29 protein-coding genes are annotated in these 25,445 nt (G+C 46.5%); 8 read left to right on the forward strand and 21 right to left on the reverse strand.

Annotated elements, in window-relative coordinates; translation table 11 throughout:
- Nucleotides 1–15 precede the first annotated feature (15 nt).
- The 3 genes from DP120_RS02595 to DP120_RS02605 form a co-directional block, all read right to left on the reverse strand.
- Nucleotides 16–879 carry a fumarylacetoacetate hydrolase family protein gene (locus tag DP120_RS02595; protein ID WP_112221616.1) on the reverse strand — a complete coding sequence of 288 codons (864 nt, stop codon included), beginning with the start codon at nt 877–879 and terminating at the stop codon, nt 16–18.
- A 75-nt stretch (nt 880–954) separates the two neighbouring features.
- Nucleotides 955–1,695, reverse strand: a complete 741-nt coding sequence (locus tag DP120_RS02600; RefSeq protein ID WP_112221617.1) for an SDR family NAD(P)-dependent oxidoreductase — start codon at nt 1,693–1,695, stop codon at nt 955–957.
- 187 nt (nt 1,696–1,882) lie between these two features.
- Nucleotides 1,883–2,314, reverse strand: a complete 432-nt coding sequence (locus DP120_RS02605) for a YndM family protein (RefSeq protein ID WP_112221618.1) — start codon at nt 2,312–2,314, stop codon at nt 1,883–1,885.
- 218 nt (nt 2,315–2,532) lie between these two features.
- Here DP120_RS02605 and DP120_RS02610 point away from each other — a divergent pair, with 218 nt between their 5' ends.
- Nucleotides 2,533–2,844: a hypothetical protein gene (locus DP120_RS02610; RefSeq protein WP_133257363.1), complete on the forward strand. Its 312-nt coding sequence runs from the start codon at nt 2,533–2,535 to the stop codon at nt 2,842–2,844.
- A gap of 158 nt (nt 2,845–3,002) precedes the next feature.
- Complete coding sequence (locus tag DP120_RS02615; protein ID WP_112221620.1) at nt 3,003–3,785, forward strand: potassium channel family protein; 783 nt, start codon at nt 3,003–3,005, stop codon at nt 3,783–3,785.
- Nucleotides 3,786–3,848: 63 nt separating this feature from the next.
- Here the strand turns inward: DP120_RS02615 and DP120_RS02620 are convergent, their stop codons facing one another.
- Together DP120_RS02620 and DP120_RS02625 are read right to left on the reverse strand one after the other, a co-directional pair.
- Nucleotides 3,849–4,706 carry a GAF domain-containing protein gene (locus DP120_RS02620; protein ID WP_112221621.1) on the reverse strand — a complete coding sequence of 286 codons (858 nt, stop codon included), beginning with the start codon at nt 4,704–4,706 and terminating at the stop codon, nt 3,849–3,851.
- A 159-nt stretch (nt 4,707–4,865) separates the two neighbouring features.
- Complete coding sequence (locus DP120_RS02625; protein ID WP_112221622.1) at nt 4,866–5,522, reverse strand: SDR family oxidoreductase; 657 nt, start codon at nt 5,520–5,522, stop codon at nt 4,866–4,868.
- Between the two features lie 204 nt (nt 5,523–5,726).
- On the opposite strand from DP120_RS02625, the gene DP120_RS02630 reads away from it, so the two are divergent.
- From DP120_RS02630 to DP120_RS02645, 4 genes are all read left to right on the forward strand, one after another.
- On the forward strand, nt 5,727–6,179 hold the full coding sequence (locus DP120_RS02630; protein ID WP_112221623.1) for a MarR family winged helix-turn-helix transcriptional regulator: 453 nt from the start codon (nt 5,727–5,729) through the stop codon (nt 6,177–6,179).
- Between the two features lie 17 nt (nt 6,180–6,196).
- The gene (gene paiA / locus DP120_RS02635; RefSeq protein WP_112221624.1) at nt 6,197–6,706 is read left to right on the forward strand and encodes a spermidine/spermine N(1)-acetyltransferase; all 510 of its coding nucleotides are present in this window, start codon (nt 6,197–6,199) and stop codon (nt 6,704–6,706) included.
- A 27-nt stretch (nt 6,707–6,733) separates the two neighbouring features.
- Entirely contained in the window at nt 6,734–7,354 is a 621-nt protein-coding gene (locus DP120_RS02640; RefSeq protein WP_112221625.1) for an FMN-binding negative transcriptional regulator, read from the forward strand.
- Between the two features lie 460 nt (nt 7,355–7,814).
- Nucleotides 7,815–8,231, forward strand: coding sequence for a hypothetical protein (locus tag DP120_RS02645; protein WP_112221626.1), 417 nt, complete (start codon nt 7,815–7,817; stop codon nt 8,229–8,231).
- Between the two features lie 365 nt (nt 8,232–8,596).
- Here the strand turns inward: DP120_RS02645 and DP120_RS02650 are convergent, their stop codons facing one another.
- From DP120_RS02650 to DP120_RS02655, 3 genes are all read right to left on the reverse strand, one after another.
- Nucleotides 8,597–8,947, reverse strand: coding sequence for a hypothetical protein (locus tag DP120_RS02650; protein ID WP_112221627.1), 351 nt, complete (start codon nt 8,945–8,947; stop codon nt 8,597–8,599).
- 215 nt (nt 8,948–9,162) lie between these two features.
- Entirely contained in the window at nt 9,163–9,300 is a 138-nt protein-coding gene (locus DP120_RS18340; RefSeq protein WP_165843700.1) for a hypothetical protein, read from the reverse strand.
- A 31-nt stretch (nt 9,301–9,331) separates the two neighbouring features.
- Nucleotides 9,332–9,775, reverse strand: coding sequence for a YhfM domain-containing protein (locus DP120_RS02655; RefSeq protein WP_112221628.1), 444 nt, complete (start codon nt 9,773–9,775; stop codon nt 9,332–9,334).
- Between the two features lie 241 nt (nt 9,776–10,016).
- Here DP120_RS02655 and DP120_RS02660 point away from each other — a divergent pair, with 241 nt between their 5' ends.
- Together DP120_RS02660 and DP120_RS02665 are read left to right on the forward strand one after the other, a co-directional pair.
- On the forward strand, nt 10,017–10,544 hold the full coding sequence (locus DP120_RS02660; RefSeq protein ID WP_112221629.1) for a TetR/AcrR family transcriptional regulator: 528 nt from the start codon (nt 10,017–10,019) through the stop codon (nt 10,542–10,544).
- A 64-nt stretch (nt 10,545–10,608) separates the two neighbouring features.
- Nucleotides 10,609–11,736 carry an MFS transporter gene (locus DP120_RS02665; protein ID WP_112221630.1) on the forward strand — a complete coding sequence of 376 codons (1,128 nt, stop codon included), beginning with the start codon at nt 10,609–10,611 and terminating at the stop codon, nt 11,734–11,736.
- A 73-nt stretch (nt 11,737–11,809) separates the two neighbouring features.
- Here DP120_RS02665 and rpiA read toward each other — a convergent pair whose 3' ends face one another.
- The 13 genes from rpiA to DP120_RS02730 form a co-directional block, all read right to left on the reverse strand.
- Nucleotides 11,810–12,493: a ribose-5-phosphate isomerase RpiA gene (rpiA, locus tag DP120_RS02670; RefSeq protein WP_112221631.1), complete on the reverse strand. Its 684-nt coding sequence runs from the start codon at nt 12,491–12,493 to the stop codon at nt 11,810–11,812.
- 13 nt (nt 12,494–12,506) lie between these two features.
- Nucleotides 12,507–12,773, reverse strand: coding sequence for an HPr family phosphocarrier protein (locus DP120_RS02675; RefSeq protein ID WP_112221632.1), 267 nt, complete (start codon nt 12,771–12,773; stop codon nt 12,507–12,509).
- A 20-nt stretch (nt 12,774–12,793) separates the two neighbouring features.
- Nucleotides 12,794–13,789 carry a C-terminal binding protein gene (locus tag DP120_RS02680; RefSeq protein WP_112221633.1) on the reverse strand — a complete coding sequence of 332 codons (996 nt, stop codon included), beginning with the start codon at nt 13,787–13,789 and terminating at the stop codon, nt 12,794–12,796.
- A gap of 465 nt (nt 13,790–14,254) precedes the next feature.
- A complete protein-coding gene (gene dgoD, locus DP120_RS02685; RefSeq protein WP_112222301.1) occupies nt 14,255–15,403 on the reverse strand; it encodes a galactonate dehydratase in 1,149 nt (382 codons plus the stop codon).
- A gap of 390 nt (nt 15,404–15,793) precedes the next feature.
- On the reverse strand, nt 15,794–16,438 hold the full coding sequence (locus DP120_RS02690) for a bifunctional 4-hydroxy-2-oxoglutarate aldolase/2-dehydro-3-deoxy-phosphogluconate aldolase (RefSeq protein WP_112221634.1): 645 nt from the start codon (nt 16,436–16,438) through the stop codon (nt 15,794–15,796).
- An 18-nt stretch (nt 16,439–16,456) separates the two neighbouring features.
- Nucleotides 16,457–17,425: a sugar kinase gene (locus DP120_RS02695; RefSeq protein WP_112221635.1), complete on the reverse strand. Its 969-nt coding sequence runs from the start codon at nt 17,423–17,425 to the stop codon at nt 16,457–16,459.
- A 38-nt stretch (nt 17,426–17,463) separates the two neighbouring features.
- Complete coding sequence (locus DP120_RS02700; protein WP_112221636.1) at nt 17,464–18,738, reverse strand: TRAP transporter large permease; 1,275 nt, start codon at nt 18,736–18,738, stop codon at nt 17,464–17,466.
- A 32-nt stretch (nt 18,739–18,770) separates the two neighbouring features.
- Nucleotides 18,771–19,280 carry a TRAP transporter small permease gene (locus tag DP120_RS02705; protein ID WP_112221637.1) on the reverse strand — a complete coding sequence of 170 codons (510 nt, stop codon included), beginning with the start codon at nt 19,278–19,280 and terminating at the stop codon, nt 18,771–18,773.
- A 126-nt stretch (nt 19,281–19,406) separates the two neighbouring features.
- A complete protein-coding gene (locus tag DP120_RS02710) occupies nt 19,407–20,465 on the reverse strand; it encodes a TRAP transporter substrate-binding protein (RefSeq protein WP_112221638.1) in 1,059 nt (352 codons plus the stop codon).
- Between the two features lie 77 nt (nt 20,466–20,542).
- A complete protein-coding gene (gene gnd, locus DP120_RS02715; protein WP_112221639.1) occupies nt 20,543–21,439 on the reverse strand; it encodes a phosphogluconate dehydrogenase (NAD(+)-dependent, decarboxylating) in 897 nt (298 codons plus the stop codon).
- Between the two features lie 113 nt (nt 21,440–21,552).
- Nucleotides 21,553–22,311: a 2-dehydro-3-deoxy-D-gluconate 5-dehydrogenase KduD gene (gene kduD / locus DP120_RS02720; protein ID WP_112222303.1), complete on the reverse strand. Its 759-nt coding sequence runs from the start codon at nt 22,309–22,311 to the stop codon at nt 21,553–21,555.
- 692 nt (nt 22,312–23,003) lie between these two features.
- Complete coding sequence (gene pabB, locus DP120_RS02725; protein ID WP_112221640.1) at nt 23,004–24,746, reverse strand: aminodeoxychorismate synthase component I; 1,743 nt, start codon at nt 24,744–24,746, stop codon at nt 23,004–23,006.
- Nucleotides 24,721–25,347 (reverse strand): anthranilate synthase component II, encoded by a 627-nt coding sequence (locus DP120_RS02730; protein ID WP_112221641.1) that lies wholly within the window; start codon nt 25,345–25,347, stop codon nt 24,721–24,723. The genes pabB and DP120_RS02730 overlap by 26 nt, the downstream gene beginning before the upstream one ends.
- Between the last annotated feature and the right edge of the window lie 98 nt (nt 25,348–25,445).

Consider the following 25,445-nt stretch of genomic DNA (forward strand, 5'->3'; position numbering starts at 1 on the left):
AGGAGAACAGCTTCTTTATTGATTCTTCAAATCCTCCACCGGGTTCACCAATGTCTCAAATCCGTCAATGCGGCATTCCACTACATCGCCGTCCCGGATGACGACCGCTCCCGGTGTGCCGGTCGAGATGATGTCACCCGGAAGCAGCGTCATGACTTTTGAATGGAAAGAAATGAGGTGCTGCGGCTGGAAAGTCATATTCGACACCAGATTGTCGCGGTGGATTTCACCGTTGATTACCGTAGCTACCTTTAAGTCAAGTACGTCCTCCACTTCATCCGCTGTCAGGAGCTGCGGACCGAAACTGAAGAAGGTGTCGAAACTTTTCGCGCGTGTCAGGTAACGCGGATTTTTCTGCAGAATGTCTTCAGCCGTCATGTCAATGATGGTTGTGTAGCCGGCGATGACGCTGAGCGCGTCTTGCTCTTCGACGTCCTTGCACATTTTCCCGATGACAATGCCGAGTTCTGATTCTGCTGTCGTGCGCTCGGATTGCAGCGGCACCTGGATGGTGTCACCCGGTCCGATGATCGTCGTATCGGGTTTCATGAAACTGGCAGGTTCCGTGTTCGGTGACACTTCGCTGAGGTCGGCAGCATGCTCGACGTAATTCAGCCCGATGCCCCAGATTTTGCGCGGATGGCGGTAAAGCGGGCCGAACTCTACATCGTGAACTGCCAGTTTATCGAGCGTTTCTTCACCTTGTTCGGCAAACCATTCTTTGAATGGCTCCAGTTGCTCAAGCGGCAATAGATTGAAAAGTTCCGTCGGCCACTGCTGGCCGAACTCTTTATTGATGGCTTCGACTGGAATCATTCCAACTGCTGCGACGACAGCAGCTGTCTCTTTTCCGTTCAGTTGAATTGTTGCTAAACGCATATATATCTACCCTTTCGTAACGTTAGTCTATGTATTGAAACCGCCGCCCAGACAAGGACGGCGGTTCCTGTTTCCTTATTGTGCAGTATAGCCGCCGTCCACGAGGATGGTCGCACCGGTCATGAAATCATTTTCGCTGAGGAAAATGATGGCGTGGGCTATTTCATCCGCACGGCCAAGACGTCCGATCGGATGCTTGCCGACAAGCTGGTCGTAGAATTCCGGTCCGAGCGCATCGCGGCTGACCATGCCGGATTCCACATAGCCCGGCGCCACTGCGTTGACACGGATATTCTTATCGGCATATTGAAGAGCCAATGATTTTGTCATCAGATTGACGGCGCCTTTCGATGCGTTATAGGCAAACGCACCCGCTTCCCCGACACTGCCGAGAATGGATGCAGTATTGACGATGACACCGCCCCCGTTATTCATCATATGGCGAATTGCATGTTTCGCGCCGAAGAACACGCCATCCTGATTTACGGAAATAACTTTATGGTAATCTTCGTAACTCAGCTCATGAGTCTCACTAAGGGCACCGATTCCTGCATTATTGACCAGAATATCGATTGTGCCGAATGTATCAACAGCAAACTGAATCATGTTCTGGACTGATTCTTCGCTCGCAACATCGACTTGGACAAACTCCACTTCGCCGCTGCTTTTCAAATTTTCAGCTTCCTGCTTGCCGCCTTCTTCATTGAAGTCAGCGATTACAACTTTCGCACCTTTTTCCAGATATGCTTTTGCTGCGGCAAGCCCGATTCCTGAAGCTCCGCCTGTCACTACTGCCACTTTCCCTGCTAAATCCATGTGCGTGTCCTCCTTTATATTGATAGTTCCACCCTCTATATTATCGAAATAATGAATTTATTCATATTAAAAGCACTTGTCGCTCATCTAACAAAGTCCTTCCCGATTTTCGATTGGACCGAAAGTGTCTAAGGAATAAAACTTTAAGCGCATAAAAAAAGGACCTCGTTAAAGGCCCTTCTCTGAATTAATGGTTGTTATGTGTTGCATGGTTATGTTTTTCAGGGAAAACGTTCTTGTCCAAGTATTTATGGAAGAACCATTCTCCTGCACCGATCACCAATGCAGAAATGATGGAAGCTTGGATGAGATCTGGAGTTTCTTCTAGCAATACTTCTCCCATCAACCAAATGACTAGGAAAGACAGGACAATATCTGACACTGTCGCCATTGCATTGCGTTTCGTATGATCGTCATCACGGTCTGCTCGATTGCGGTCGTCACGGTCCCCGGTTTTACGGAAAATCATCAGATCCCCCAGTGCGTAAGCTACCAGCGTCAAAACTGCGCTGATTAACAACGTATCACCGAACTCAACATCATAAATCAATGTCAGGATAACCAGAAGGACAACAGCAATCATGACAAACTTAATAATAAGTGCTTTTAAATGATTCATCTTTTTTCCTCCTCTTTATTTTTTGTACACTCTACTTATACCCATTGTTTGGCGCTCTAATCCCTTTACCTGATTTTTTGTATAATTTTTTCATTCATTAGCACTAATCTCTTTTAACCTAAAAGGGATTCCTGCATACTTAATAGCAGGAACTTTTCTTCATCAACACCTGAAATTTAATTCCACAGAAGATTTTATAAGAGAAAAGGATGATCCGCATGTCACCAGTGTCCGGTAAAAGCGAGAATAGATTAAAGCATGCTTTGGAAGCGAGAGGCCTCGATAATAAATACAGCGCTGTAAAACTGATTATGGATACCTCTCTTTACTCGGTATACCTCCTCTCAGAGAATGAAAAACCCAAGGCAGAGGATAAGATATTACTGATTGAACATCTTCCTGCACAAGAATCTTCGGCACATTTATTGCCGGTAAGATTCAAAAAAACTTCATCGAAGAAAGAAACAATGCAAGAAATCGTTGCCGCTGTTAATGCTCATTTTGCCCAAAATGAGCATTACCTCAGCTGACCCGTTCCGATATTCATTCTTTGCTGTTTTATAAATATGAGCAGAAAACGGCTGCCTTTTTCATCCCTCGTCAGATGAAAGCACCGCTTCTCGAAAACTGTGCAGCCATCGGCAAAATTTCGTAGTGTATACTATCAGTAAAAAGGAGGGATTCTGAATTGATCATACTTCGCCGGCTCTATCTGCAGGCGACAAGCCTGTCCTGGCTGATACTCACCGTAAGCACACTGATTCTGATTGCATTCAGTGCCATTATACTGCCAGCCATTGAGCCTTCAACTTTCACCAGCTATGCGGATTCGTTATGGTTCACCATGACGACGATCCTGACAGTCGGCTACGGTGACCTGTACCCTTCCACTTACGGCGGAAGAATCTTCACGGTTTTTTTCTTATACATAATCGGCATCGGGCTGTTCGCCTCGTTCATCGGAAAGGCGTTCGAAAGTCTGAGCTTGCACAAAAGACGGGAAGAAAGAGGTGAGCTGATGTACAAAGGAAAAAATCACATTGTCATTATCGACTGGTCGCATAAAGCTGAAAATGCGATTGCCGAAATTTTAAAGCAGGATGAACAAACTGAAATCGTGGTAATCGATCGGCTGGAAAAAGCGAAAGAAGTTCATCCAAGAATCCATTATGTCAAAGGCAATGCCACGCACGGAGACGTGCTGCGGCAGGCAAATGTCCAACAGGCGAAAGCGGTATTGATCTTTGCTGATGACCGGATCGAGGACCAGATGCTGACAGACGGGAAATCGCTCCTGATTGCAACAGCGGTGGAACGGATGTCGCCGGATGTCTATACGACTGTGGAAGTTGAACGGGAGGAACATCTTCCGAATTTCTCGCATGTTAAAGTCGATAAATTCATCATGTCCAACGGTACAATCGCGAAAATGGCCGTAAACTCCATTTTTGCCGAAACGAAAGCAACATAAAAAAGAACTCTGAGTGCAGCCACTTTCTACGGCTTCATTCAGAGTTCTTTTTTATCTCGTTGGTCAGGATTCAATTTTCTTCGTTAAGACAAAGCCCATCTGCTCAATGGCGATCTTCAGTGTCGCTTCCATTCTTTCGCCTTTCAGCGAATGGGCGAAATGCGGCACATTCAATGCGATGGATGGTGTAATTCCTGTAATGACCGGAGTAACGCCCATGACTTTCAAGGTTTTCACCAAATCCAGCAAAGGCTGTTCAATCTGCTGATCGATTTGAGTGATTCCCGAGAAGTCGATTATCAGAATATCCAGTCCCCGGCCTGCTTTATTGACTACATCGTTAACCATTTGCATGGCGCGTGTAACGGTAATGTGGCCGATGATTGGCAAAATGGAGATGTCATCTGTCAGCGGCACAAGCGGTGAGGAAAGTTTCTGGATTTCCTTCTGGGCTGTCTCCAGCTCCAGAATATAAGTCAGCAGCGAAGACATCATCTCGAACATTTCCTGATCTTCCGGCGTGAAGTCATAGGGATGCTTATCCAAACCGCAAATGGTGCCGTAAACTTTCCCGTTTTCATAATAAATCGGGATGCCCATGAAAGAACCATTATCGAAATCGGATGCAATTTCAAGAGTTTGAGCACTTTTATCCTTGGAAATGTCAGCTATCTTAAGCGCTTCCTGGCCATGTTGGATCGACAGGTTGCAAAAAGTCTGGTCCAAAGGCGACTCACTGCCTTCTTTGACCAACTCATCGTTTCTATTAAAAGCTTTCGTAATGGTATTGGTTTCACCGTCATTTCTCGCGATGAACAGAGTATTTATATTCATACGGCCACTTAACATTTTGAGCACCTGGTTGGCTGCTTCATTGAAATTTTCGAATTGCCGGGACGGGCCCGCAGTTGACTGTTCCATCATATTCCTCCATTTTCGGGAGTGTACCTGCTCTATATTGCTACACTTTTACTTATTATAATCTTTAGACATCAACTATAATGATACCCTTTAATAGTAAAGTATAACCTTTGCATACCATTAATGCTTACTGCCGCTCCTGATTTCGGACAGATTCTTTTACAACGGCCGGTTCTGGTTTGATACAGCTTCGGAAATCGGCGTTTCCCCCTCCGTCAATTCAAGGATCAGCTTTGTTGTTTCCGGATTATGGAGCAGTTCGGCAAGCACGCCCGCCACATCATCCCGTGAAACTTCTCCGTACGGAATGGCCAGGCCAAGTTCGACTCCTCCTGTCCCGGGTTCATCTGTCAGCGTACCCGGTCGAAGAATCGTCCAATCGAGTGAGGATTTCGCCAGCTCGACATCTGCCTGCCGCTTCACTTTCATATAGAATTCGAAGCTCTCCGGCATGCCCATGCCGCGTCCCGCATCCGGAAATGCCGACACAAGCAGGAAGCGTTTTACTCCCGCCTCTTCCGCTGCCGCAATCATTTTACTGAGGCCGTTACCATCGATGGCCTGGGTTAGATCGGTACCCGCTCCGCCGGCTCCTGCCGTAAACACGACTGCGTCCATCCCTTTAAGCAACGACACATATTCAGCCGTATCAGTCTTGATCAAATCAGCCAGCACTGTCTTCATTCCCAGCTTTTCCAGCTCTTCTGCCTGCTCTTCCTTGCGAATAAAACCAAAAGCTTCGTCGCCCCGTTGTGCCAGCATTTGCCCCAAGCGAGTCCCGACTTTTCCGTTTGCTCCAATAATTGCTGTTTTCATGGCGCTCTCTCCTTCTTTCCATTAATTTGCTGAATGCCTTTATTCGGATGTTCCTTATTCTAATCATACCGAAATTTTCAAGTCAAAAGAAAGAGCTTCAGTAGCTGCCCGGGCGTTTGCAGAAATGAGTCATTTTATTTTATTGCATTTGCAACAAATATATAGTAAGTTCTATTTATACTAAAAATCCGGAGGCTGCCCCTAATGACTGAAATTTTGCGTGAAATCGGCATGATTGCCAGAGCGTTGGATTCCATCAGCAATATTGAATTCAAAGAGCTCGATTTAACCAAAGGCCAGTATCTTTATCTGGTGAGGATCTGTGAGAATCCGGGAATCATCCAGGAGCAATTACTGGAATTGATCAAAGTGGACCGCTCCACAGCGACCCGTGCCATTCAGAAACTGGAACTGAACGGCTTTATTGAGAAGAAGGATGATCCTGCAAATAAAAAGATCAAACGATTGTTTCCAACCGAAAAAGGACAAGAAGCCTTCCCTTTCATTAAAAGGGAAAATGAGTATTCGAATCGCGTGGCATTGGAGGGTTTTACGGCACAGGAAGCAGAACTTGCCGCCAGTCTGCTGCAGCGGATCCGAAAGAACGTCGAAAAGGATTGGGAATCGGTCAAAAAAGGACAGAAAAGACATTATTAAAGGAGCGCGATGTACACATGACACTTATCAAATGCACATCTGAACACCTGCCTGAACTCCAGGCAATCAGCCGGGAAACATTTACGGAAACTTTCAAGGAACAGAATTCGCCGGAGCATCTCAATGCCTATTTGGAAAAGGCCTATAATCAGGAGCAATTGGCGCTTGAGCTGGAAAATCCGGAATCGCAATTCTATTTTGTCTATAGCGAAGAGGAAGTCGCGGGTTACCTGAAAATCAACGTCGGTGAGACCCAGTCTGAAGAGATGGGCGATGACTCGCTTGAAGTGGAGCGCATTTACGTGAAGAAGAAATTCCATAAGCAAGGCTTTGGCAAAATATTGCTGGCGAAAGCTTTCGATGCTGCAGCGGAACTGGGGAAAAAGAAAGTGTGGCTGGGCGTTTGGGAAGAAAATGACAATGCCATTGCCTTCTATAAGAAGAAAGGATTTGTCCAAACCGGCGCACACCCCTTCTATATGGGTGACGACAAGCAAATCGATTTGATCATGACGAAAACACTCTAATGCTTTTATACCGAAAGGCGGGCAATTATGTATATTCCAAAGTTTTATAAAGTTACAGATGTAGAGGAAATTCGGGAATTTGTGCAGCACCATTCGTTCGGCACACTGGTCACGACGAGAAAAGGCAGGCCCATTGCGACCCACCTGCCGTTGCAGCTGGTGAAAGAAGAGGAAGACTATTATATAACCGGCCACATGGCGTACGGAAATCCCCAGTGGCGAACATTTGAGGCGAGCGAAGAAATACTCATCATGTTCCAGGGGCCGCATTCCTATATCTCTTCTTCCTGGTACGAGCAGGAAAACGTTCCGACATGGAACTACCAGGCTGTCCATATATACGGCGCTGCTCAAATTCTGGATGAAGAAGAATTGAAGCAGGATCTGACGAAGCTGATGAAGAAATACGAGCAACACCGTGCGGATCCTGTTCTATGGGACAAGTTGTCCCCATCTTTACTCGATAAAGAAATAAAAGGCATCGTCGGCTTTAAGGTGAAAGTGAACGAGATCCAGGCAGCCTATAAGATGAGCCAGAACCGCAGCGATACGGATTACCGCAATATCATCGAGCAATTGCGGAAGGAAGGGAATCCTGATTCCAGCCGGATGGCGGATGAGATGGAAAAGAGAATGGAAAAAATTTGATCCCTACTTCTTACCGCAATATATAGATGCTCTACTAAAAAGGTTCAAGTCTGAAGATTTTCAGACTTGAACCTTTTTTAAAAGTTACTAACATTTTTTCCTTTAAATAATTCACGCCATTTACGCGGTCAGATTTTCAAAGAAACTGCATAATCTCCACTTATTTATTTCTTCAATATTCCAGTTAATATATTTACTCCAAAAATAAAAACCAAGTAAAAAGAACTACTATTTTTTTATATTATGAATTCTCCCCATAAAAAAAGGACAGGAAATCAAATTAAAAAGATTATTGTCTAAAGATTTACAATAAAAATAGACTATCTATCTATATTTCAAAATAATTTTTAAAGTTATAATTACCTAACAATTATGAAAAACTGTTCGCTTCTCAATATAATACTATTTTTTTAATATATATTTTCGGCTTTCTTCATATTCAAATAAGGAGATAAGAATTATGTTCATTTTTAAACGAAAACCTATCTTGCCAGATAATAACTTAGACATACTTAAGACCGAAGTTGGCCGGACTGTAGAACTTATGCTCATAGATAAAGAGGAAACCATTCTTTTTATGAAAAGATATGATTTGATTTTAATCTTCTGCTGGGAAAACGAATACATTAATGGATCTCTCTATCAATATTCCACATTTACCGTGTGTCAGAATGGATTAAGCAATATACGCAATATCCCCCTCTACGAAGTGAAAAGATATTTCCGAAATAGTGACGACTCAATTGTTTATATAGATGATGATACCTTAAAGAAATTATCAAAACAGAATCAACAAGTTTTTTATGCATTAAGCGAATTGTTGAATACGTTTGAAATAGATGCTCACTCTTCTAAAGTATATAAATGCATTTGGTGACCTATAGTTCTTCTGAATTGATTTTCTCAATTGTAATCCATAAAAAATGGTAAGTTATAATTTTTAAAGAACAAAGAGTTTATCATTTGAATTTATCAAACCAAATTAAGATAACTGAAAAAATAATCTGCTCTCATTTTTTAATAAAACACAACAAATAAATTTAGATTGTTTTGGAGATGATGTCCAAATCATCTTTTGGTCGTACGAAATGAAAACAGATGAATGGCCCGTTACCGGGAATTTGTTACACCGGGATAAGTAAAAACATCACCGAAAAAGTTAAAAATCAACAGGAGTTAATGTAACCAATCGTATAACAATAATTAGTGAGTCTCTAAAGCCATTGAAATTCAATCGGCCACTTACTTTAATTTCCTAAAAGTAACCGATTGATACAGCGGAGTGAAATAATACAGCGTTTCAAGTTGATCTTTGGATACCCTCTCCATCTCACGGAATACAGCCTCCGATAATTGATAATCGTAAGCGGCATTAGGCAGCTTTTGCAGATGCCGGCTCGCCTGGTCCCATGCAACTTCCTCTATCTCCACCCAGACAGATTTGGTATGCTGGGGCGTTTTGATGGATAACCGGGCAAACAAGGTGATATAAGTTTTGCCTGCTTCAGTATGGGTGTCTTTTACACGTGAAAGGTAGTAACCGGTAGGCTTTGGAGGCTTTGGAGGCTTTGGAGGCTCTGTCTGCTTCTGCATTGATCTTCCCCTGTCCAAATTTATTTGAATAAAAAAGCCGCAAAGAACCAAAGATTCTCTGCGGCTTTGCGGACAGCATGATAGTCCCCCGCATTTTATCGATGCAATTTCAACTTGTGTGTCAGTGATATTTTTTAGTTATTTTCCATACTAAAAGAATTGGAGATTTGCGTAAAGCGATAAGGCTTTTGTTTATTCAACTATGTATCTGTCCATCACTTTTTATCCCGTATTTCTTCCAATAGCTCAATGACGCGGTTATTCTGTTCTCCCAGCGAGTCCAATTTCTTTTCAATCATGCTTGAAGAAATTAATACAATGCCAATAAGTATAATACCCATAAAAAAATCCATTACATCCCTCCTGGTTCTGTCATTTCAAATATTATTGTTCAAACTCGATTTCTCCCTGCACGACTTCCACATCGTCTTTCGCTGCAATAAAATCCTTTACTTCCTGAACGGATTCTTCGTCCATCCGGAGAGTGGCGTTTTTATGCGGATGCAAACTCTGGAGGTAGCCTTCTCCATCTTCTGTCACCCATAAATGATAAGACCGGTTTTCTTCATTTTCCATCATGAATTCCATCGAGAGCACTGGCCTGGTTGTAATGATCTTGCCCTCTTCCATTTCCTCGGCAGAATTGACTGCGTCTGCAAAAACATTGAGCCCGTTGCTTTCATCCAGGTATTCTTGTTCAATCAGCTCTTCCGCATCTTCTTTTTCCCAATAATCCAGCCGCACGTTTTCTGCTTCTTCAATGACGACCGACGAGCAGGCCGAGCAAAAAAGCAGCATCAGAATAGGCGACCATTTAATAATCCGCATTTTTACAGCCCCTTTCCGGAAACGCTATCCTCTTCGTGAATTAACTGTCTATTACAAGTCTACATGAAAAATACCGTAAAATGTAAATTAATTACCATCTTTTAAATATTGATACAACCAACGAAAAGTCTAAATTTAAATTTCCTGGCTTCATGCGCCAGCCGTTTTTAATTGAATTCTGGACTATTGCATGCTAATTTTAGAGTGACCGTTATATCTAATGTAAGAGGAGGCCGATTCTATGAGTACTAAAAGAGAAGATTTACTGATCACCGCAGAACGGCTATTTTATGCCCATGGGTTTCATGCAATTGGTTTAAAAGCGATTGTGCAGGAAGCCGGGGTTGCGCTTATGACGCTTTATAATCATTTTGCCTCTAAAGAGGAATTGATTTTAGAAATCCTCAATAGAAGAGAGCAGGCTTATTTTGATTTGCTGAAGAAAGTCATCGACGAGGAAACTGGCACTGTGCAGGAAAAATTGACTTACGCACATCTTCTGTGGCTGAAAAACAGTGCTTCGAACGGCTGTATGTTCTTGCGAGCAAAAGAGGAATTCAGCAGTGAGCCGAATCACTCGATTGTCACAAGAGTAAATTCCCATAAAGAAAATTTGATTCACTTTATTCAAACGTACGGATTGGCGAGAATCGAAGCTTTAAAACTTTCCCTTTTTTTTGAAGGCTCCACTTCGATGGCCGAAACCACAGATATCAAGGAAGTGGAAGAAGTACTAATGTCTCTCGTTGATTGTATTGAAGTAAGTTAATAGCTTACTTTTTTTACCTGTAAAGTATAGTGACCGTTCTATATAAAAATTGGAGTTGATTATTATGTGGAAAATCGTTTTACCCGGTATATCCATGATCGGCGTTACATATGCTTTTGCGAGATACAGCTTCGGTTTATTTCTGCCTGATATCAGCTCCGACCTGGATTTATCAGAAAGCCAGGCGGGTTATGTGGGCTCGGCGGCTTATATAGCCTATACCGCAGCTTTAATCACCGCCTCCATATTCATATCCAAATCCGGGGCTCGGCATATAGTGCTGTTATCCGGTGTAACTGCGATTCTTGGCATGGTCGGGATGGCTGCTTCACCAAATTTCATCACTTTGCTCCTCAGCGCATTCATAGCTGGTCTTGGCAGCGGATGGATTTCGCCAGCCTTTAGCCAAATCGTCGTTCAGTCCTTAACTCCCGTGTTGCAGGACAAAGGCAATACATGGATCAATACCGGCACCAGTGTCGGCATCATCCTTACTGGACCTGCAGCTTTGCTGTTCTCCGAACAATGGAGATGGGCCTATGTTCTTTTCGCTGTCCTTGCTTTCGGTTCTGTCTGGTGGAATGCGGCTGCGTTAAGGAATAAAACACAAGGTTCTTCCGTACCCGCTCGTCTGGAATTGGGGACGAAGCTATTGCTGAACGCCCGGTTTCTCATTTTTGCTTCTATAGGAATCGGATTCGCTTCCTCCATCTACTGGACCTTTTCAAGAAGCTATGTGACCTTGATACATGACTTCCCAATAACCGAGAGTGTAGTGTTCTGGATCATCATGGGAGGCGCCGGCATACTTGGAGAGATTGCAGGTGCAATTATCAATAAACTGGGACTGGCAAGCTCTTACCGGTTAGGGATTTTCGTGTTATCCTCATCTCTGTTTGTCCTGATCCTCCCTTATCAGCCGACCAGCTACTTTTCAGCTGTACTTTTTGGCATCTCATTCATTTTCATGACCGGTTTAATAATCGTATGGGGCACCCGCCAGTTTCCGGACTCGCCTTTCATCGGCGTCAGCATCGCCTTCTTCTCTTTAGGAATCGGGCAATCGATTGGCTCCATTATTGCGGGGCTATTGATTGAAGGGACTTCTTATCCTTTCGCTTTTATCGTATTTTCAATCATTGGTGTTCTTTTTGTCTTCTCTAAAGTTAAGATTTTCAGCAGTAAATCATGATTGATGCATTACAAAAAGAACGCCCGCAAATGTCTGAAGACTTTTGCAGGCGTTCTTTCATTGTCCAAAGGTATTAATTTTTATTGATTACCTGAGCTCCGTCCGGTCCCGCCAAAATGACTTTATCGGTCATATCGATAAACAGGCCGGTTTCGACGACACCGAGCAGAAGCTTGAGTTCGTTATGGAGCGCGTGCGGATTTTCGATCGACCCGAAAGCGCAGTCGAGGATATAATTGCCGTTGTTCGACACGAACACTTCGCCGTCCCGCTCCCGCAGCACCGGCTTGGCACCGAGCGTTGCGATTTTGTCAGCCGTGCGCTGCCACGCAAACTGCAGGACTTCGACCGGCAATGGGAAGTTGCCAAGGCGGTCGACCATTTTTGACTGGTCAGCGATGATGATGACTTGCTTGGCGTGTGCGTTGACGAGCTTCTCGCGGACGAGTGAACCGCCGCCGCCTTTGGTGAGCTGGAAATCCGGACCGATTTCATCCGCTCCGTCAATCGCCAGATCGAGTGTTTCGACTTCCGAGAAATCCGTCAGCGTAATGCCGAATTCCTTCGCCCAGCCTGCTGTCCGGAGTGATGAAGGAATGCCTTTGATGTTGAGTCCCTGGTCGACCAGTTCACCGAGACGCTTCAGCAGCCAGTAAACGGTCGTGCCGGAACCGAGTCCGAGCACCATGCCATCTTCCACATATTCCACTGCCTTTTCCGCTGCGGCTTTTTTGTAAAGGTCCTGATTCTCTGCCATCCGAAAAGCCCCCTTAAGCCTGGCTTAAATAGGAAACGACGTCTGCCATCGCTTCTTCTGCATCTTCACCGACTGTACGGATATTGAGTTCGTCGCCATTGCGCAATTGCAGCGTAATCAGGCCGAGGAAACTTTTCAGGTTGATTTCATAAGGCGTGCCGTTGACTGATTTCTTCAAGTAAATCTCCGACTGGTATTTCTGTGTGGCTTTACTGACTTCGACGATGGTCGTCTTGTCCGAAATATTGACGGTAATGTCTTTCGATACGCTCTTCTCCATGAAAATTCCTCCTTTAGTGTTTACAGCTTGTCTTCCAATTTCACTTTCTCTTTAACGGCTTTATTGACCAGATAGGTCGGATAATAGCCCGACAGCACGTCGGCCACGTTTTCCGCCGTCTTGCGCTTAAGCTCTGTTTCCGCTTCAACAGAATAAAATGCGGAATGCGGGTTCAGAATTACGTTGTCCATTGCAAGAAGCGGGTTGTCTGCGGCAATCGGTTCTGTTTCAAGCACATCAAGGCCGGCGCCGGCAATTGTTCCTGCCTGTAGCGCTTCAATCAATGCCTGTTCATCAATGATCGGGCCGCGGGCCGTGTTGATGATAAATGCTTCTTTTTTCATCATAGCGAATTCTTTCGTGCTTATCATCTTTTCCGTCTGCGCATTGAGTGGCACATGGACAGAAAGGTAATCCGAGCGCTCGCAAAGTTCTTCGAGCGTCACAAGTTCCACGTTTTGGGCGGCAGCGACTTCAGGTGCCACGAATGGATCGTAGGCAATGACGTTCAAATCAAATGCCTTTGCTTTTCTCGCAACAGTCTGCGGGATATTGCCGAAACCGACAAGGCCGAGCGTCTTCCCTTGCAGTCGGTAAATCGGCACAGCGACTTTAAAATCCCAGACGCCGTTTTTCACCGAGTTATTGAGGAGCGTCACTTTACGCGCCAGCGACAGCAGCAACGCCATCGCATGGTTCGAAACTTCATCCAGGCAATAGTCAGTGACGTTGCCGACGATGATGCCTTTTTCCGTCGCTGCATCGACGTCAATTGTGTTAAAGCCGACGCCGTAACGTGAGATGACTTTGCAGTTATCGAGCTGTTCAATGACTCTGCGTGTAATCGGTGCGTACTGGTTGATCAGCGCATCCGCGTCTTTGCAGGCTGCGATGACGTCGTCTTCCGTTTTGCATTGTTCGAAAGTCAGTTGGATGCCGAGTTTATCCAGAACGGCTTCTTCCGGTGCGAATGTGCTGTATTCATAGTCGGTGACGACCACTTTGAATTGGCTCATGGGGTTTCTCTCCTTTTAGATGAATAAATAAGAAACTTAAGTAATCGATATTCCGCAAAATAACTACGAAGACATTAGCCGACGCTTGCGAGGCTAAGTCTTTGAGACGAAGCAGCGAAGCGATGCAGGAGCACAGTGTTTTTTCCGGGCGGCTCGCGCCAAGCTAACTCGTGCTCGATTCTCTTCGCCCGAGTGGATCTCGCCACTTCGCTTGGTCCCCCAGGAGTCTTCGTTATTTTGCTACATATCTTTAGAGACTGCTCTCAGCGCCGGCGCGCCTATGGAGAAGGCAAATGCCGACGGAGCAGAAGACGAGTGGTCTTCTCGGCTTATTGCGGGAGTCAAGGTATGCCATACGAAGATGGCGCTACCTTTGCGACGAGCAGTGCGCAGGAGCATAATCTTCGCACTGTCCAAAGCGCCGAAGCCGTTTGCAATAGTTAACTCATTAATTTTAATTAGTTTCTACCACTCAGCAATGGAACCGTCTTTATGGCGCCATACCGGGTTTTTCCAGTTGTGGCCGATTTTCGCCTGTTCGCGGACGAAGTCTTCATTGATGGAAATGCCCAGACCTGCGTTTTGTAGCATATCGACATAGCCGTCTTTGTATTCGAAAACTGTTTTGTCGTTCAGGTAATCGAGCAGATCGCTGCCCTGGTTGTAATGGATGCCAAGGCTCTGTTCCTGGATGAAGACGTTATGCGACGTGGCGTCGACTTGCAGGCAGGATGCCAATGCGATCGGGCCAAGCGGGCAATGCGGCGCAACAGCAACATCGTAAGCTTCCGCCATCGCGAAGATTTTTTTGCATTCGGTGATTCCGCCTGCGTGCGACAGATCCGGCTGGATGATATCGACGTAGCCGTCAGACAGGATTTTCTTGAAATCCCATTTCGAGAACATGCGCTCACCTGTCGCAATCGGAATATTGGTGATGTGCGCGATTTCACGCAGGGCTTCATTGTTTTCCGGCAAGACTGGCTCTTCGATGAACATTGGACGGAATTGCTCAAGCTCTTTGACAAGAATTTTCGCCATCGGTTTATGTACGCGGCCGTGGAAATCGATGCCGATGCCGATATATTCGCCAACCGCTTCACGGACTGCCGCGATGCGTGCAACCGCCTGGTCAACTTTTTCGTAGGAATCGATGTATTGAAGTTCTTCCGTACCGTTCATCTTGACGGCAGTGAATCCGGCTTCAACAGCCGCTTTTGCCGCAGTTCCGACTTCATTCGGACGGTCTCCGCCGATCCATGAGTAGACACGGACTGAATCGCGGACAGCGCCGCCCATCAATTCCGAGATCGGTGCATTATGGTACTTCCCTTTGATATCCCAAAGCGCCTGGTCAATGCCAGCGATAGCGCTCATCAAAATCGGGCCTCCGCGGTAAAAACCTGAGCGGTACATTGTCTGCCACAAATCTTCGATACGACGCGGATCTTTTCCGATCAGGTAATCGCCCAGTTCGTGTACTGCAGCTTCGACTGTAGCGGCGCGGCCTTCAACGACCGGCTCTCCCCAGCCGACAATGCCTTCGTCGGTTTCGATTTTCAGGAACAGCCATCTCGGCGGAACGATAAATGTTTCCAGCTTCGTGATTTTCACAATAAAACCCTCGTTTCTTTTTTTATGATGTAAACTGTCGGTTTTTCGCTTTTCGCGTGCGAAAAGCATCCGTTTGTCTTTTGATTTTATCTTTTGAAATGATACTGATAAAAATAGAGTCGAATTTCGCTAATATCAGCTACTTTTCCTTCTTGCTGATGTTAAGTGATATTATAATTCGGCGTTCAGAGATTTAATCAGGCGTTCAAAAAATTATTCCGGCGTTCAGCCGGATAATCCGGCGCTCAGAGAATTATTCCGGCGTTCAGCGAGATATATCGGCGTTCGCTGATTCAACAGCTAATCTCAGCGTACGCTAAATAACCAAGATAACGACAACAATAACGAAACGTCATCCTTAACCTCGTCCAACGCCAAAAAACGCCGGATTTAACTCCGAGCGTTTTTAATTTTTTCGATAAATTGGCGGGACAGGTCCGTCAGCACTTCGTAGCGTTCTTCAGCGATCGCTTTGCTGTCGACGAGGGAGCCGCCAGCTCCGACTGCCACGGCACCATTCCGGATGAAGGTTTCGACGTTGTCCAAAGAAACGCCGCCCGTCGGCATCATCGGAATATGGCCAAGTGGTCCTTGCAGATCTTTGATATAGGCTTCACCAAGTGCGGCACCCGGGAAGATTTTCAACAGGTCGGCGCCTGCGGAATAAGCATTCACAATTTCAGTCGGCGTCATGACGCCCGGAATGGAGATGCGGCCGTAGCGGTTCGCCATCTGGATGGTTTCAATATCGAAGCTTGGGCAGAAGATGAAATCCGACCCGGCATCGATGGCCATTTTTGCGGACGGCGCGTCGAGAACGGTACCTGCGCCGACAAGGACGCGGTCGCCGAATTTCTCTTTCAGCTCACGGATCATGTCGAGCGCACCGGGAGTGTCCAAGGTGATTTCAAGGGCACCGGTGCCCCCTTCGACAAGCGCTTCTGCGATTTGGTGGATCTGTGATTGTTTGGGTTTACGGATGACTGCGATAAGTCCCGATTCTTTTAGGCGAATAAGGTTTTCCCATTTTTTCATGGTTGTTTCCTCCTCGGTTTAACGTTTCACGTCGCGGTTTGCGCCGGCTGGTTTCATGAAGCGTTCGACTGCCTCGAATGTCGGCAAGCCTTCGATGTCACCGCTGACACCGACGACCATTGCGCCGATTGCATTGGCGCGGCGTACCGCCTGTTCCAGCGGCTCTTCGCGCAGCAGGCCGCTGATGACACCTGCGGCAAAGCCGTCTCCGGCACCGACAGGGTCGACGATGCGGTCTACCGGAAAGCCTTCAATGTAAGTTTTCTGCTCGCCGGCATGCAGGTAAGCCCCTTTATCGCCCAATTTGATGACGATGATTTTTTCATTGTCCCCGTCAGCAAGTGCCTGAGCCACTGCTTCGACATCCGTTTCGCCGGTCATCAGCTGGCCTTCATCAAGTCCAGGCAGGATGACATCGGCGCTTGCGGCAATTTCATTGAATGTCTTTTTGGCTTGTTCAGCGCTCCACAATTTCAGGCGCAGATTCGGGTCAAAAACGATTGTCGTGCCGTTGCGTTTCGCGATGTCGATTGCTTCCATGACAGTGGCAAGTGCCGACTCGCTAAGCGCTGGCGTGATGCCGCTGATATGCAGGATGCGCGCTGCAGCAATTGCGCCGGCATCCAATTCTTCCGGCTGCATCAGGCTCGCGGCAGATCCTTTCCGGTAATAATAGACGTTCATGTCTTCCGGCGATAATTGTTCTTTAAACAGGAGGCCAGTCGGCGCTTCATCCGTCAGCAGACAGGTTGATACGTCGACGCCTTCTCCGCGGATGCTTTTCAATACAAAACGTCCGAATGGGTCGTTGCCGAGTTTGCTGAACCAAGTGACGGAATGACCAAGTCTCGTAAGGCCGATCGCGACATTCGATTCCGCTCCCCCGATTTTCTTTGGAAACTGATGAATGTATTCGAGCGGCAGCATCTGCTCAGGCTGGAACAGCACCATCGTTTCGCCAAATGTAAACACTTCTGATTTCTCCATTTAAGACACAACCTTCTCTAACGTAATTCCCGGTTTCATTACTCCGGAATGAAGAACATCGTGATAGCCGGAACGAATGTCAGGAATAATAATGTGATGATCATTGAAAGAACGAATGGCAAGACGGCGCGAGACAGCGATTCGATCGATACGCCGGAAATCCCGGATGCGACGAATAAGTTGACTCCGACCGGTGGTGTGAAGAAACCGATTGCCAGGTTGACGACCATCAAGATACCGAAATGCACCGGGTCATAACCGATTTGAACCGCAATCGGGAGCAAAATCGGCGTCAAAATGATGATGGCAGCAAGTGTATCCATGAACATACCGACGACCAGCAATAACAGCATGATCAACAGAATGATGACGTACTGGTTTGTGGAAATTGACAGCATCGCCTCAGCAATCTGGTTTGGCACCTGTTCGATTGTCAAAAGACGTCCGAAAGCGTTCGCTGTTCCGACGATGATCAGTACAGTCGCTGTCGTCAATGCGGAATCGATGATGACTTTCGGAAGATCACGGACTTTCAATGCGCGGTAAAGGACCATCGCTGCGAATAAACCATAGACTACTGCAATAACAGCGGCTTCTGTCGGTGTGAAATAACCGCCGTAAATACCGCCAAGGATGATGATGGGAATGAGCAATGCCCATTTCGCTTCCCAGAAAGCGATTCCGATTTTCTTGAATGAAGTCTTTTCTTCAAGACCTTTATAGCCTTTGCTCTTCGAATAGAAGTATGCCCATGCAATCATAGACAGACCTACAAGGATCCCGGGAACGATACCGGCGATGAAAAGATCACCGATTGATACGCTGCCTGTTACTCCGTAGATGACCATCGGGATACTCGGTGGGATGATAACACCGATCGATCCGGCTGCCGCTACGGTAGCCGTTGCGAATTTGATGTCATAACCCTGGCGCACCATTGCTGGAATCATGATTCCGCCGATTGCCGCAACTGTTGCGGGGCCGGAACCGGAAATGGCTGCGAAAAACATACACGTGATAATTGTAGCAATGGCGAAGCCGCCGGTTCTGTTGCCGACTAGCGCGTTCGCTACATTAAAGAGGCGTTCGGAAATACCGCCCTTGCCCATGATTTCACCGGCAAGGATGAAGAACGGAACCGCCATCAACGGGAAAGAATCGACAGATGTGATCAATTCCTTCGCAAGGAATTCGACCGGCAGACTGCCTGTATACATAATAGTAATAAGTGTTGATAAGCCGATTGCGATACCGATTGGCACCGTCAGGATCAGCAAAAGCGCAAAGCTGCCAAATAACACTGCAATAGTCATTCTATAAACCTCCTAGATGTTTCATTCCGGGCTTACCCTAGTTTTTCGACTTTCTTGTCTAGATTCATTTCATGCTTTAACGCTTTGATGTGTTTCACCAGGTTCTGTACCAGGCGGATCAGCGTCAAGCCCATGCCGACCGGTGTTGCCAGGTAGATAAGCCCCATCGGAATTTGGTTGGCCGGAGATTTCTGGCCGAATGCCAGCAACTGGCTCGCAATGTCATAGCCGTAACGGATAACGAAAATGGCGAAAGCGATGAACAGCAGGTTTGCGATGATCGTCAAAATGATTTTGCCTTTGTTTTTAAGCACCAATAGCAGGACATCCACTTTGATGTGCCGGTCTTTTTTGACGCCATAGCTAATGCCGATATAGACAAGCCAGATAAAGCTGTAGCGCGCCAATTCTTCAGTCCAGGACAGAGAACTGTCGAGTTGTCTCATGACTACTTGCAGGAAAATGACCGCAACCATGATCGTGGAAAAAAGCACCAATAGTACTTCTTCGATATGCCGGTCTAACCAATGTATGATTTTCATGTCGGTCTCCTTTATCAATAAGTTTTTATGTGTTTGCAAGGGGAGTTGGTCTGCGTAAATCCATAACCTGAAAAGCAAGAAAACGGCTTTGAGGAAATATTCCTCCTCAAAGCCGTTGCCTATTTATTATTCTGCCAATTCTGCTTCAGCTTCTGCGACAGCGTCGTAGACTTCCTGAACAGTTTCTTTACCGATTTTTTCTGCGTACTCGTCAAGGACAGGCTGTACGATTTTAACCATTTCAGCACGTGCTTCAGGAGTTACATCGTTATAGTTCATGCCTTCAGCTTTCAATTCTTCAGCATATTCTGCAACAGCTTCACGGTTAAGCTCACGGTTAAGTGCGCCCGCTTCAACAGCTGCTTCTGTTACGATTGTTTGCTGCTCTTCAGTCAATCCATCAAAGAACTCTTTGCTCATCAAGAATACGAATGGGCTGTAGATATGGTGTGTTGTAGAAACGTAATCCTGTACTTCATAGAAACCTTGCAGGTAGATAGTCGGGATCGGGTTTTCCTGTCCATCGACAGTACCTTGCTGCATTGCTGTAAACAATTCACCGAATGCCATTGGCGTCGGGTTAGCTCCAAGTGCTTTAAAAGCGTCAAGGTGCAAATCATTTTCCATTGTACGAAGCTTCAAGCCTTCGAAATCGCTTGCAGTTTCAATTGCGCGTTCGCTGTTTGTTACATCACGGAATCCGTTTTCCCAGTAAGCAAGGCCGACAAGGTTCTGGTCTTCCAATTTATCAAGGAATTTCTGTCCAACTTCGCCGTCCAATACTTTATCCGCAACTTGCTCGTTCGGGAATAGGAACGGGAAATCAAATACGCTGTATTCTGGTACAAAGTTAGCGATTGGTGCTGTTGAAGGAATTGTTACTTCCTGTGAACCAAGCTGCAAAGCTTCAGTCATTGCGCGGTCATCGCCCAATTGGCTGCTGTGGTAAGTTTCAACTTTGATCGCGCCGTCAGTTTTCTCTTCCACAATCTTTTTCCATTCCAATAATGCCAAGTACTGCGGGTGTGAATCGTTAAGGCCGATACCTGCGCGGATCGTTTTTGTTTCGCCTGAATCTCCGCCTTCAGTTGCTGAACCTTCAGATGCTCCGTCGTTTCCGCCTCCGCATGCTGCAAGAACCAATACCATCATTGCCAATACGAATAAAGAAAAAATCTTTTTCATGTCAGTCTCCCCTTTTTCATGTTTTATTTGGTGTAAATTTGTAAACGATTTTATGTGGTGAAGCTTGTGTAACCGAATTATTTTTTGACGACTGCGTGGCCGCCGAATTCATTGCGGAGCGCTGCTACGACTTTACCGGTAAAGGTATCGTCTTCCTGTGAACGGTAGCGCATCAATAGTGACATCGTGATGACCGGAGCCGGTACCTGAAGGTCAAGTGCGGTTTCAACCGTCCATTTTCCTTCGCCCGAAGAGTTCATGACGCCGCGGATCTCTTCCAGTTTCGGATCTTTCGAAAATGCGCTTTCGACCAATTCCATCAGCCATGAGCGGATGACGGAACCGTTGTTCCAGACTTTCGCCACGCCTTCTAGGTCATAATCGTAATCACTCTTTTCGAGGATATCGAAGCCTTCAGCCATTGCCTGCATCATGCCATACTCGATGCCGTTATGGATCATCTTAAGGAAATGTCCGCTGCCGAGTTCACCGGTATAGAAATAACCGTTTTCGACAGAAACGCTTTTGATGACCGGTTCGATGATTTTAAATGCTTCCGGGTCGCCGCCGATCATCGTACAGATTCCTTCACGCGCACCGGAAACTCCGCCGCTTGTTCCGCAATCCATGAAGTGGATGCCTTTTTCTTTCAGGCTTTCACCCAGTCTCACCGATTCTTTGTAATTGGAGTTGCCTCCATCGATGATGATATCGCCTTCGTCAAGAAGCGGCTTTAATGTCGCAATGACATTTTCCGTAATCTCGCCGTGCGGCACCAGCATCATCAGAACGCGGGGTTTCTCCAGTTGCTGGACGACTTCTTCCAATGTATATGCACCAATCGCGCCATCAGCTGCGATTTTATCAACCTGCTCGCTATTTGCATCATGCGCCACTACTTGATGGCCATTGTCCATCATATTCAACGCCAGGTTATAACCCATCTTGCCGACGCCTATCATTGCTAGCTTCATGTTTGTAACCCCTTTCTTTCCACTCCAGAAAACATTCGGCGCCCGTCAAACTCTATCGTATGCCGCTGCCGATTTCAAGAAGTTTTTTACTGTTTTTTTGATTTTTTAGCAAATTATCTGCCGAGCCAGCCGCCATCCACCGGAATGGTGATGCCGTGAAGGTAATCCGATGCAGCGGAAGCCAGAAACACTGCCGCCCCTTGCATATCCTCGGGTTTGCCCCAGCGTCCTGCCGGAATGCGTTCAAGGATTTGGCGGTTGCGCGTTTCGTCCGCCAGCAATGCCGTATTCATCTCCGTGTCCATATAACCCGGAGCGATGGCATTGACGTTGACGCCGCGATGCGCCCATTCGTTGGCCAGCGATTTCGTAAATTGAATCACAGCTCCTTTGCTCGCCGCATAAGCGGGAACCCGGAGGCCGCCTTGGTAGGACAGCAGCGAAGCCAGATTGATGATTTTGCCTCTGCCGTTTTCCAGCATATGGGCACCAAATGTTTGGCACATGAAGAATGCCGCATTGGCATTGACGTCCATCACGAAATCCCAGTCCTGCTTCGGAAAGTCGGTCGAATCATGCCGCTTTTGAACACCGGCATTATTGATGAGGATGTCGATGCTGCCCGTCAATTCCTTGCAGCGCTCCAGCAATTCACCGTACTGCTCAAAGTTCAGTAAATCGAATTCGACTTTCGCCGCTTTCACGCCGAGTTTGCGAATTTCATCCAGCACCGCCTCATCAATCGCTCTGGCGACGACGACGATATCGGCGCCCGCTCTTGCAAGCCCCAGTGCAATCTCTTTCCCCAGTCCCCGATTGCCGCCGGTGATCACAGCGGTTTTTCCTGTCAGATCAAAAAGTGAATGATTGATAATCGAACCCCCGCTTTCTGCCGTCGGCTTGTCCACTTGCTTTAAATTGCTTATTGCCAAGATATGTTACGGAAATAAATTCCGTGATGCTATTCAGTTGATAAAGCTTTCATCTCGCGAAATATATGGTAAATTTCGTCCGAAAGAGAAGAATGTAAACCCTTCCATAAACTTCATTATAAACGGTGCGGAAATTATTTCAACTATTATTTTAAATTATCGAAAAATGTTTTATCTTTATTAGTAACAGGTTGCGGAATTTAGTTCCATAAGACTGGGTCACTGGTAGGAAGGTCTGCAGAGGTTAAGGGAAGTTACCGTGTTATCGGGGATAGGAAAACTGCCTAGCGGATTGGCTGGAGTTAAAACTGGGGGGGAAATATGTTGAATGATCATAGAATCATTTGAGTGATCATAGAATTGTTTGAGTGATCATAGAAGGCCGATTTGTGATCATAGAATCGTTTGAGTGATCATAGAAGGCCGATTTGTGATCATAGAATCGTTTGAGTGATCATAGAACTGTTTGAATGATCATAGAATCGTTTGAGTGATCATAGAACGCCAAATTATGATTATAGAAGTTTTCTGACCGATTACTAATTAAATCCTCACTTCTTATTAGCCAAAACAAAAAGCGGCAGGCTTTTCGTAGACGAAAAGCCTGCCGCTTCATTTTTACCAACTTCTCTTCAGACCATTTCCACCCGCAGCCAGCCGCGGACGCTATTGATGAACCAAATAGCATCGTAATCGCCCAGTTCATCTTTCGAGATGATTTTCTCTTTAATTTCTCCTGCATCCAACAGCTGCTGGCGGAATGTGCCTGGCAATAAGCCGCAGCTCGCTGGCGGCGTGAAAAATTCACCATCTTTTTCGACTACCAGACTGCCGATCGCAAACTCCGTGAGTTCCTGTCTTTCATTCCATAATAATACGGAAAATGCTTTCGCCGGTATTGTTTCCGCAGCTTTTGCATAAACCTGGCGGTAAGTGGTCTTATGGTAGAGAAACGGATTTCCGCTGTCGATTGCCGAAGCAGCAACCCCACAATGCACCGGCTCAGTGATTTGCGTCGTTTCTTGTGCCTCTATACTGAACTCGCCGGCGCGGCTGAGCAATAATCGCACTTTAAAGGTTCCATGTGGCAATTCTTTTGCAAGTTCTGCAAACCTGGCGGCGACTGCTTTTTCGTCCACCGGGAAATTGAAATAGTCAGCAGAATCGAGCAAACGCTTCATATGATAGGACTGCAAAGGGTACGTTCCGTTCCCGAGCTTCAGCGATTCAAGCAGCTCGAACTCCGGCCTGCGCGCAGTCAGCACTTCAGCTTTCGTCTGCAGTTCCTTGAATTCTCCTTCAGATGTCGAATCCCACGTAACTCCGCCGCCAACGCCGTAACGCGCACGGCTTGTTTCCTTATCAACAACCACTGTACGGATTGGCACACTGAACACCGCATCTTTAGCAGGCGTTATATATCCGATAGCTCCGCAATAAACTTCGCGCGGTGCCGACTCCAGTTCAGCAATCGTCTGCATCGTGCTGATTTTCGGAGCGCCGGTGATGGAGCCGCAAGGAAATAAAGCCTTGAACCAGTCCATTATTGTTAAATCCGGATGGAGTTCCGCAGTGATTGTCGACGTCATCTGGTGGACTGTCGGATAGGTTTCCACTTCGAACAGCTTGCCGACTTTAACTGAACCTCTCGTTGCGAGACGGCTCATATCATTTCGCAGCAGGTCAACGATCATCAGGTTTTCTGCCCGTTCCTTTTCAGAAGCCAGCAGCTCGGCAATGCGTGTTTTATCTTCTTCCAGCGTACGCCCTCTCGGCGCAGTACCTTTCATCGGCTTGGTTGTCAGCATGCCGTTCTCTACTTTAAAGAAAAGTTCCGGCGACGCAGAGAGGATGCTGTGGTCACCGATATTTAAATATGCGCCATAGCCGGCCTGCTGATTGCGCGCCAGCTGGCGGTAAAACGCGAAATCACTGCCGCTGAAATCCGCATGCAGCCGTTCGGTGTAATTGACCTGATAAGTATGGCCTTCCGCGATTGCGTTTTTGATGCTGGCAATTCCGTTTTGGTAATGCGTTGGTGAGCCATATAACTTCCAGTCACCCACTGAATATGCTTCGGATGCGGCTATTTCTTCTTCCCTTACGTCAGGGTTTTTATAGATTCCGAACCATATTAATGGAAGAGAACCAATTTCACGGGTCTCCATTTCGGTGTGAAAAGCCGGTGCCGCTTCGTATGACACGAAGCCGGCAGCATAAAAGCCCTGCTCCGTCGCTTTATCAATTTCTTCCATAATAGAAGAGATTTCAGAAAGGTCCCGGCTTTGTAAAATTCGGAGCGGCTCCCTGAATTCGAGCGGTTCGATATCGCCTTGCTCATTTTGAAATTCAAAAAGAAGATAAGGTTTCTTCATCTGCCGCATCTCCTCTCGTTGCTGCTTTCCACGTTTTCGCCTGTTCGCAGGCATTTTTCAGCATCTGAAATCCGTCGAGCGTCAGGATGGATTCCGGATGAAACTGAATGCCGGTAATCGGCAATTCGCGATGGCGCACGGCCATCACGGCATCATCGTTCGTCCGAGCTGTGATTTCCAGGCATTCCGGCATGGAAGCTGCTTGGGCTTCGAGTGAATGATAGCGGGTGACTTGTGTCGGTGAATTGATACCGGCGAACAACCCTCTCCTATCGTGAGTCATTCCGAAAACCTTGCCGTGTACGGGCTGGCAGCCTTTAATAACCGTGCCGCCGAAGTATTCGACAATCGCCTGATGCCCGAGGCAGACACCGAGAATCGGCATTTTGCTGCTCAGCTTTTCAAGCACATCACGGCTGGCCCCTTCTTTTGCCGGTCGGCCGGGACCTGGTGACAGGACGATCAAATCCGGTGCCATCCTGTCGATTTCTTCCGCCGTAATTTCCGTGTTTTGAAATACGAGCACTTCTGGATCCAGCTGTTCGAAATAATGCACGAGATTATATGTGAATGAATCATAATTATCAATAATAAGGATCATGGAACACACCTCTTTAAATAAGGATGGCAGGCTGTTCTATTATACTTGTTCCGGACGGTAAATTGTATGGTTAGCAGAAGGTTTTCTGAGCTGAAAAA

It is taken from the genome of Planococcus halotolerans, from assembly GCF_003289955.1.
GTDB lineage: Bacteria > Bacillota > Bacilli > Bacillales_A > Planococcaceae > Planococcus > Planococcus halotolerans.

Excerpts from the sequence above, each read along its gene's own strand:
- DP120_RS02665 (WP_112221630.1), top strand. The coding sequence starts at position 10,609 with ATGTGGAAAATCGTTTTACCCGGTATATCCATGATCGGCGTTACATAT.
- DP120_RS02695 (WP_112221635.1), bottom strand. The coding sequence starts at position 17,425 with ATGGAGAAATCAGAAGTGTTTACATTTGGCGAAACGATGGTGCTGTTC.
- pabB (WP_112221640.1), bottom strand. The coding sequence starts at position 24,746 with ATGAAGAAACCTTATCTTCTTTTTGAATTTCAAAATGAGCAAGGCGAT.
- gnd (WP_112221639.1), bottom strand. The coding sequence starts at position 21,439 with ATGAAGCTAGCAATGATAGGCGTCGGCAAGATGGGTTATAACCTGGCG.
- DP120_RS02605 (WP_112221618.1), bottom strand. The coding sequence starts at position 2,314 with ATGAATCATTTAAAAGCACTTATTATTAAGTTTGTCATGATTGCTGTT.
- DP120_RS02680 (WP_112221633.1), bottom strand. The coding sequence starts at position 13,789 with ATGAGCCAATTCAAAGTGGTCGTCACCGACTATGAATACAGCACATTC.
- paiA (WP_112221624.1), top strand. The coding sequence starts at position 6,197 with ATGACACTTATCAAATGCACATCTGAACACCTGCCTGAACTCCAGGCA.
- DP120_RS02730 (WP_112221641.1), bottom strand. The coding sequence starts at position 25,347 with ATGATCCTTATTATTGATAATTATGATTCATTCACATATAATCTCGTG.
- DP120_RS02690 (WP_112221634.1), bottom strand. The coding sequence starts at position 16,438 with ATGAAAAAATGGGAAAACCTTATTCGCCTAAAAGAATCGGGACTTATC.
- DP120_RS02710 (WP_112221638.1), bottom strand. The coding sequence starts at position 20,465 with ATGAAAAAGATTTTTTCTTTATTCGTATTGGCAATGATGGTATTGGTT.
- DP120_RS02655 (WP_112221628.1), bottom strand. The coding sequence starts at position 9,775 with ATGCGGATTATTAAATGGTCGCCTATTCTGATGCTGCTTTTTTGCTCG.
- DP120_RS02630 (WP_112221623.1), top strand. The coding sequence starts at position 5,727 with ATGACTGAAATTTTGCGTGAAATCGGCATGATTGCCAGAGCGTTGGAT.
- DP120_RS02595 (WP_112221616.1), bottom strand. The coding sequence starts at position 879 with ATGCGTTTAGCAACAATTCAACTGAACGGAAAAGAGACAGCTGCTGTC.
- rpiA (WP_112221631.1), bottom strand. The coding sequence starts at position 12,493 with ATGGCAGAGAATCAGGACCTTTACAAAAAAGCCGCAGCGGAAAAGGCA.
- DP120_RS02700 (WP_112221636.1), bottom strand. The coding sequence starts at position 18,738 with ATGACTATTGCAGTGTTATTTGGCAGCTTTGCGCTTTTGCTGATCCTG.
- DP120_RS18340 (WP_165843700.1), bottom strand. The coding sequence starts at position 9,300 with ATGGATTTTTTTATGGGTATTATACTTATTGGCATTGTATTAATTTCT.
- DP120_RS02600 (WP_112221617.1), bottom strand. The coding sequence starts at position 1,695 with ATGGATTTAGCAGGGAAAGTGGCAGTAGTGACAGGCGGAGCTTCAGGA.
- DP120_RS02610 (WP_133257363.1), top strand. The coding sequence starts at position 2,533 with ATGTCACCAGTGTCCGGTAAAAGCGAGAATAGATTAAAGCATGCTTTG.
- DP120_RS02645 (WP_112221626.1), top strand. The coding sequence starts at position 7,815 with ATGTTCATTTTTAAACGAAAACCTATCTTGCCAGATAATAACTTAGAC.
- DP120_RS02620 (WP_112221621.1), bottom strand. The coding sequence starts at position 4,706 with ATGGAACAGTCAACTGCGGGCCCGTCCCGGCAATTCGAAAATTTCAAT.
- DP120_RS02675 (WP_112221632.1), bottom strand. The coding sequence starts at position 12,773 with ATGGAGAAGAGCGTATCGAAAGACATTACCGTCAATATTTCGGACAAG.
- DP120_RS02625 (WP_112221622.1), bottom strand. The coding sequence starts at position 5,522 with ATGAAAACAGCAATTATTGGAGCAAACGGAAAAGTCGGGACTCGCTTG.
- DP120_RS02660 (WP_112221629.1), top strand. The coding sequence starts at position 10,017 with ATGAGTACTAAAAGAGAAGATTTACTGATCACCGCAGAACGGCTATTT.
- DP120_RS02705 (WP_112221637.1), bottom strand. The coding sequence starts at position 19,280 with ATGAAAATCATACATTGGTTAGACCGGCATATCGAAGAAGTACTATTG.
- DP120_RS02640 (WP_112221625.1), top strand. The coding sequence starts at position 6,734 with ATGTATATTCCAAAGTTTTATAAAGTTACAGATGTAGAGGAAATTCGG.
- DP120_RS02650 (WP_112221627.1), bottom strand. The coding sequence starts at position 8,947 with ATGCAGAAGCAGACAGAGCCTCCAAAGCCTCCAAAGCCTCCAAAGCCT.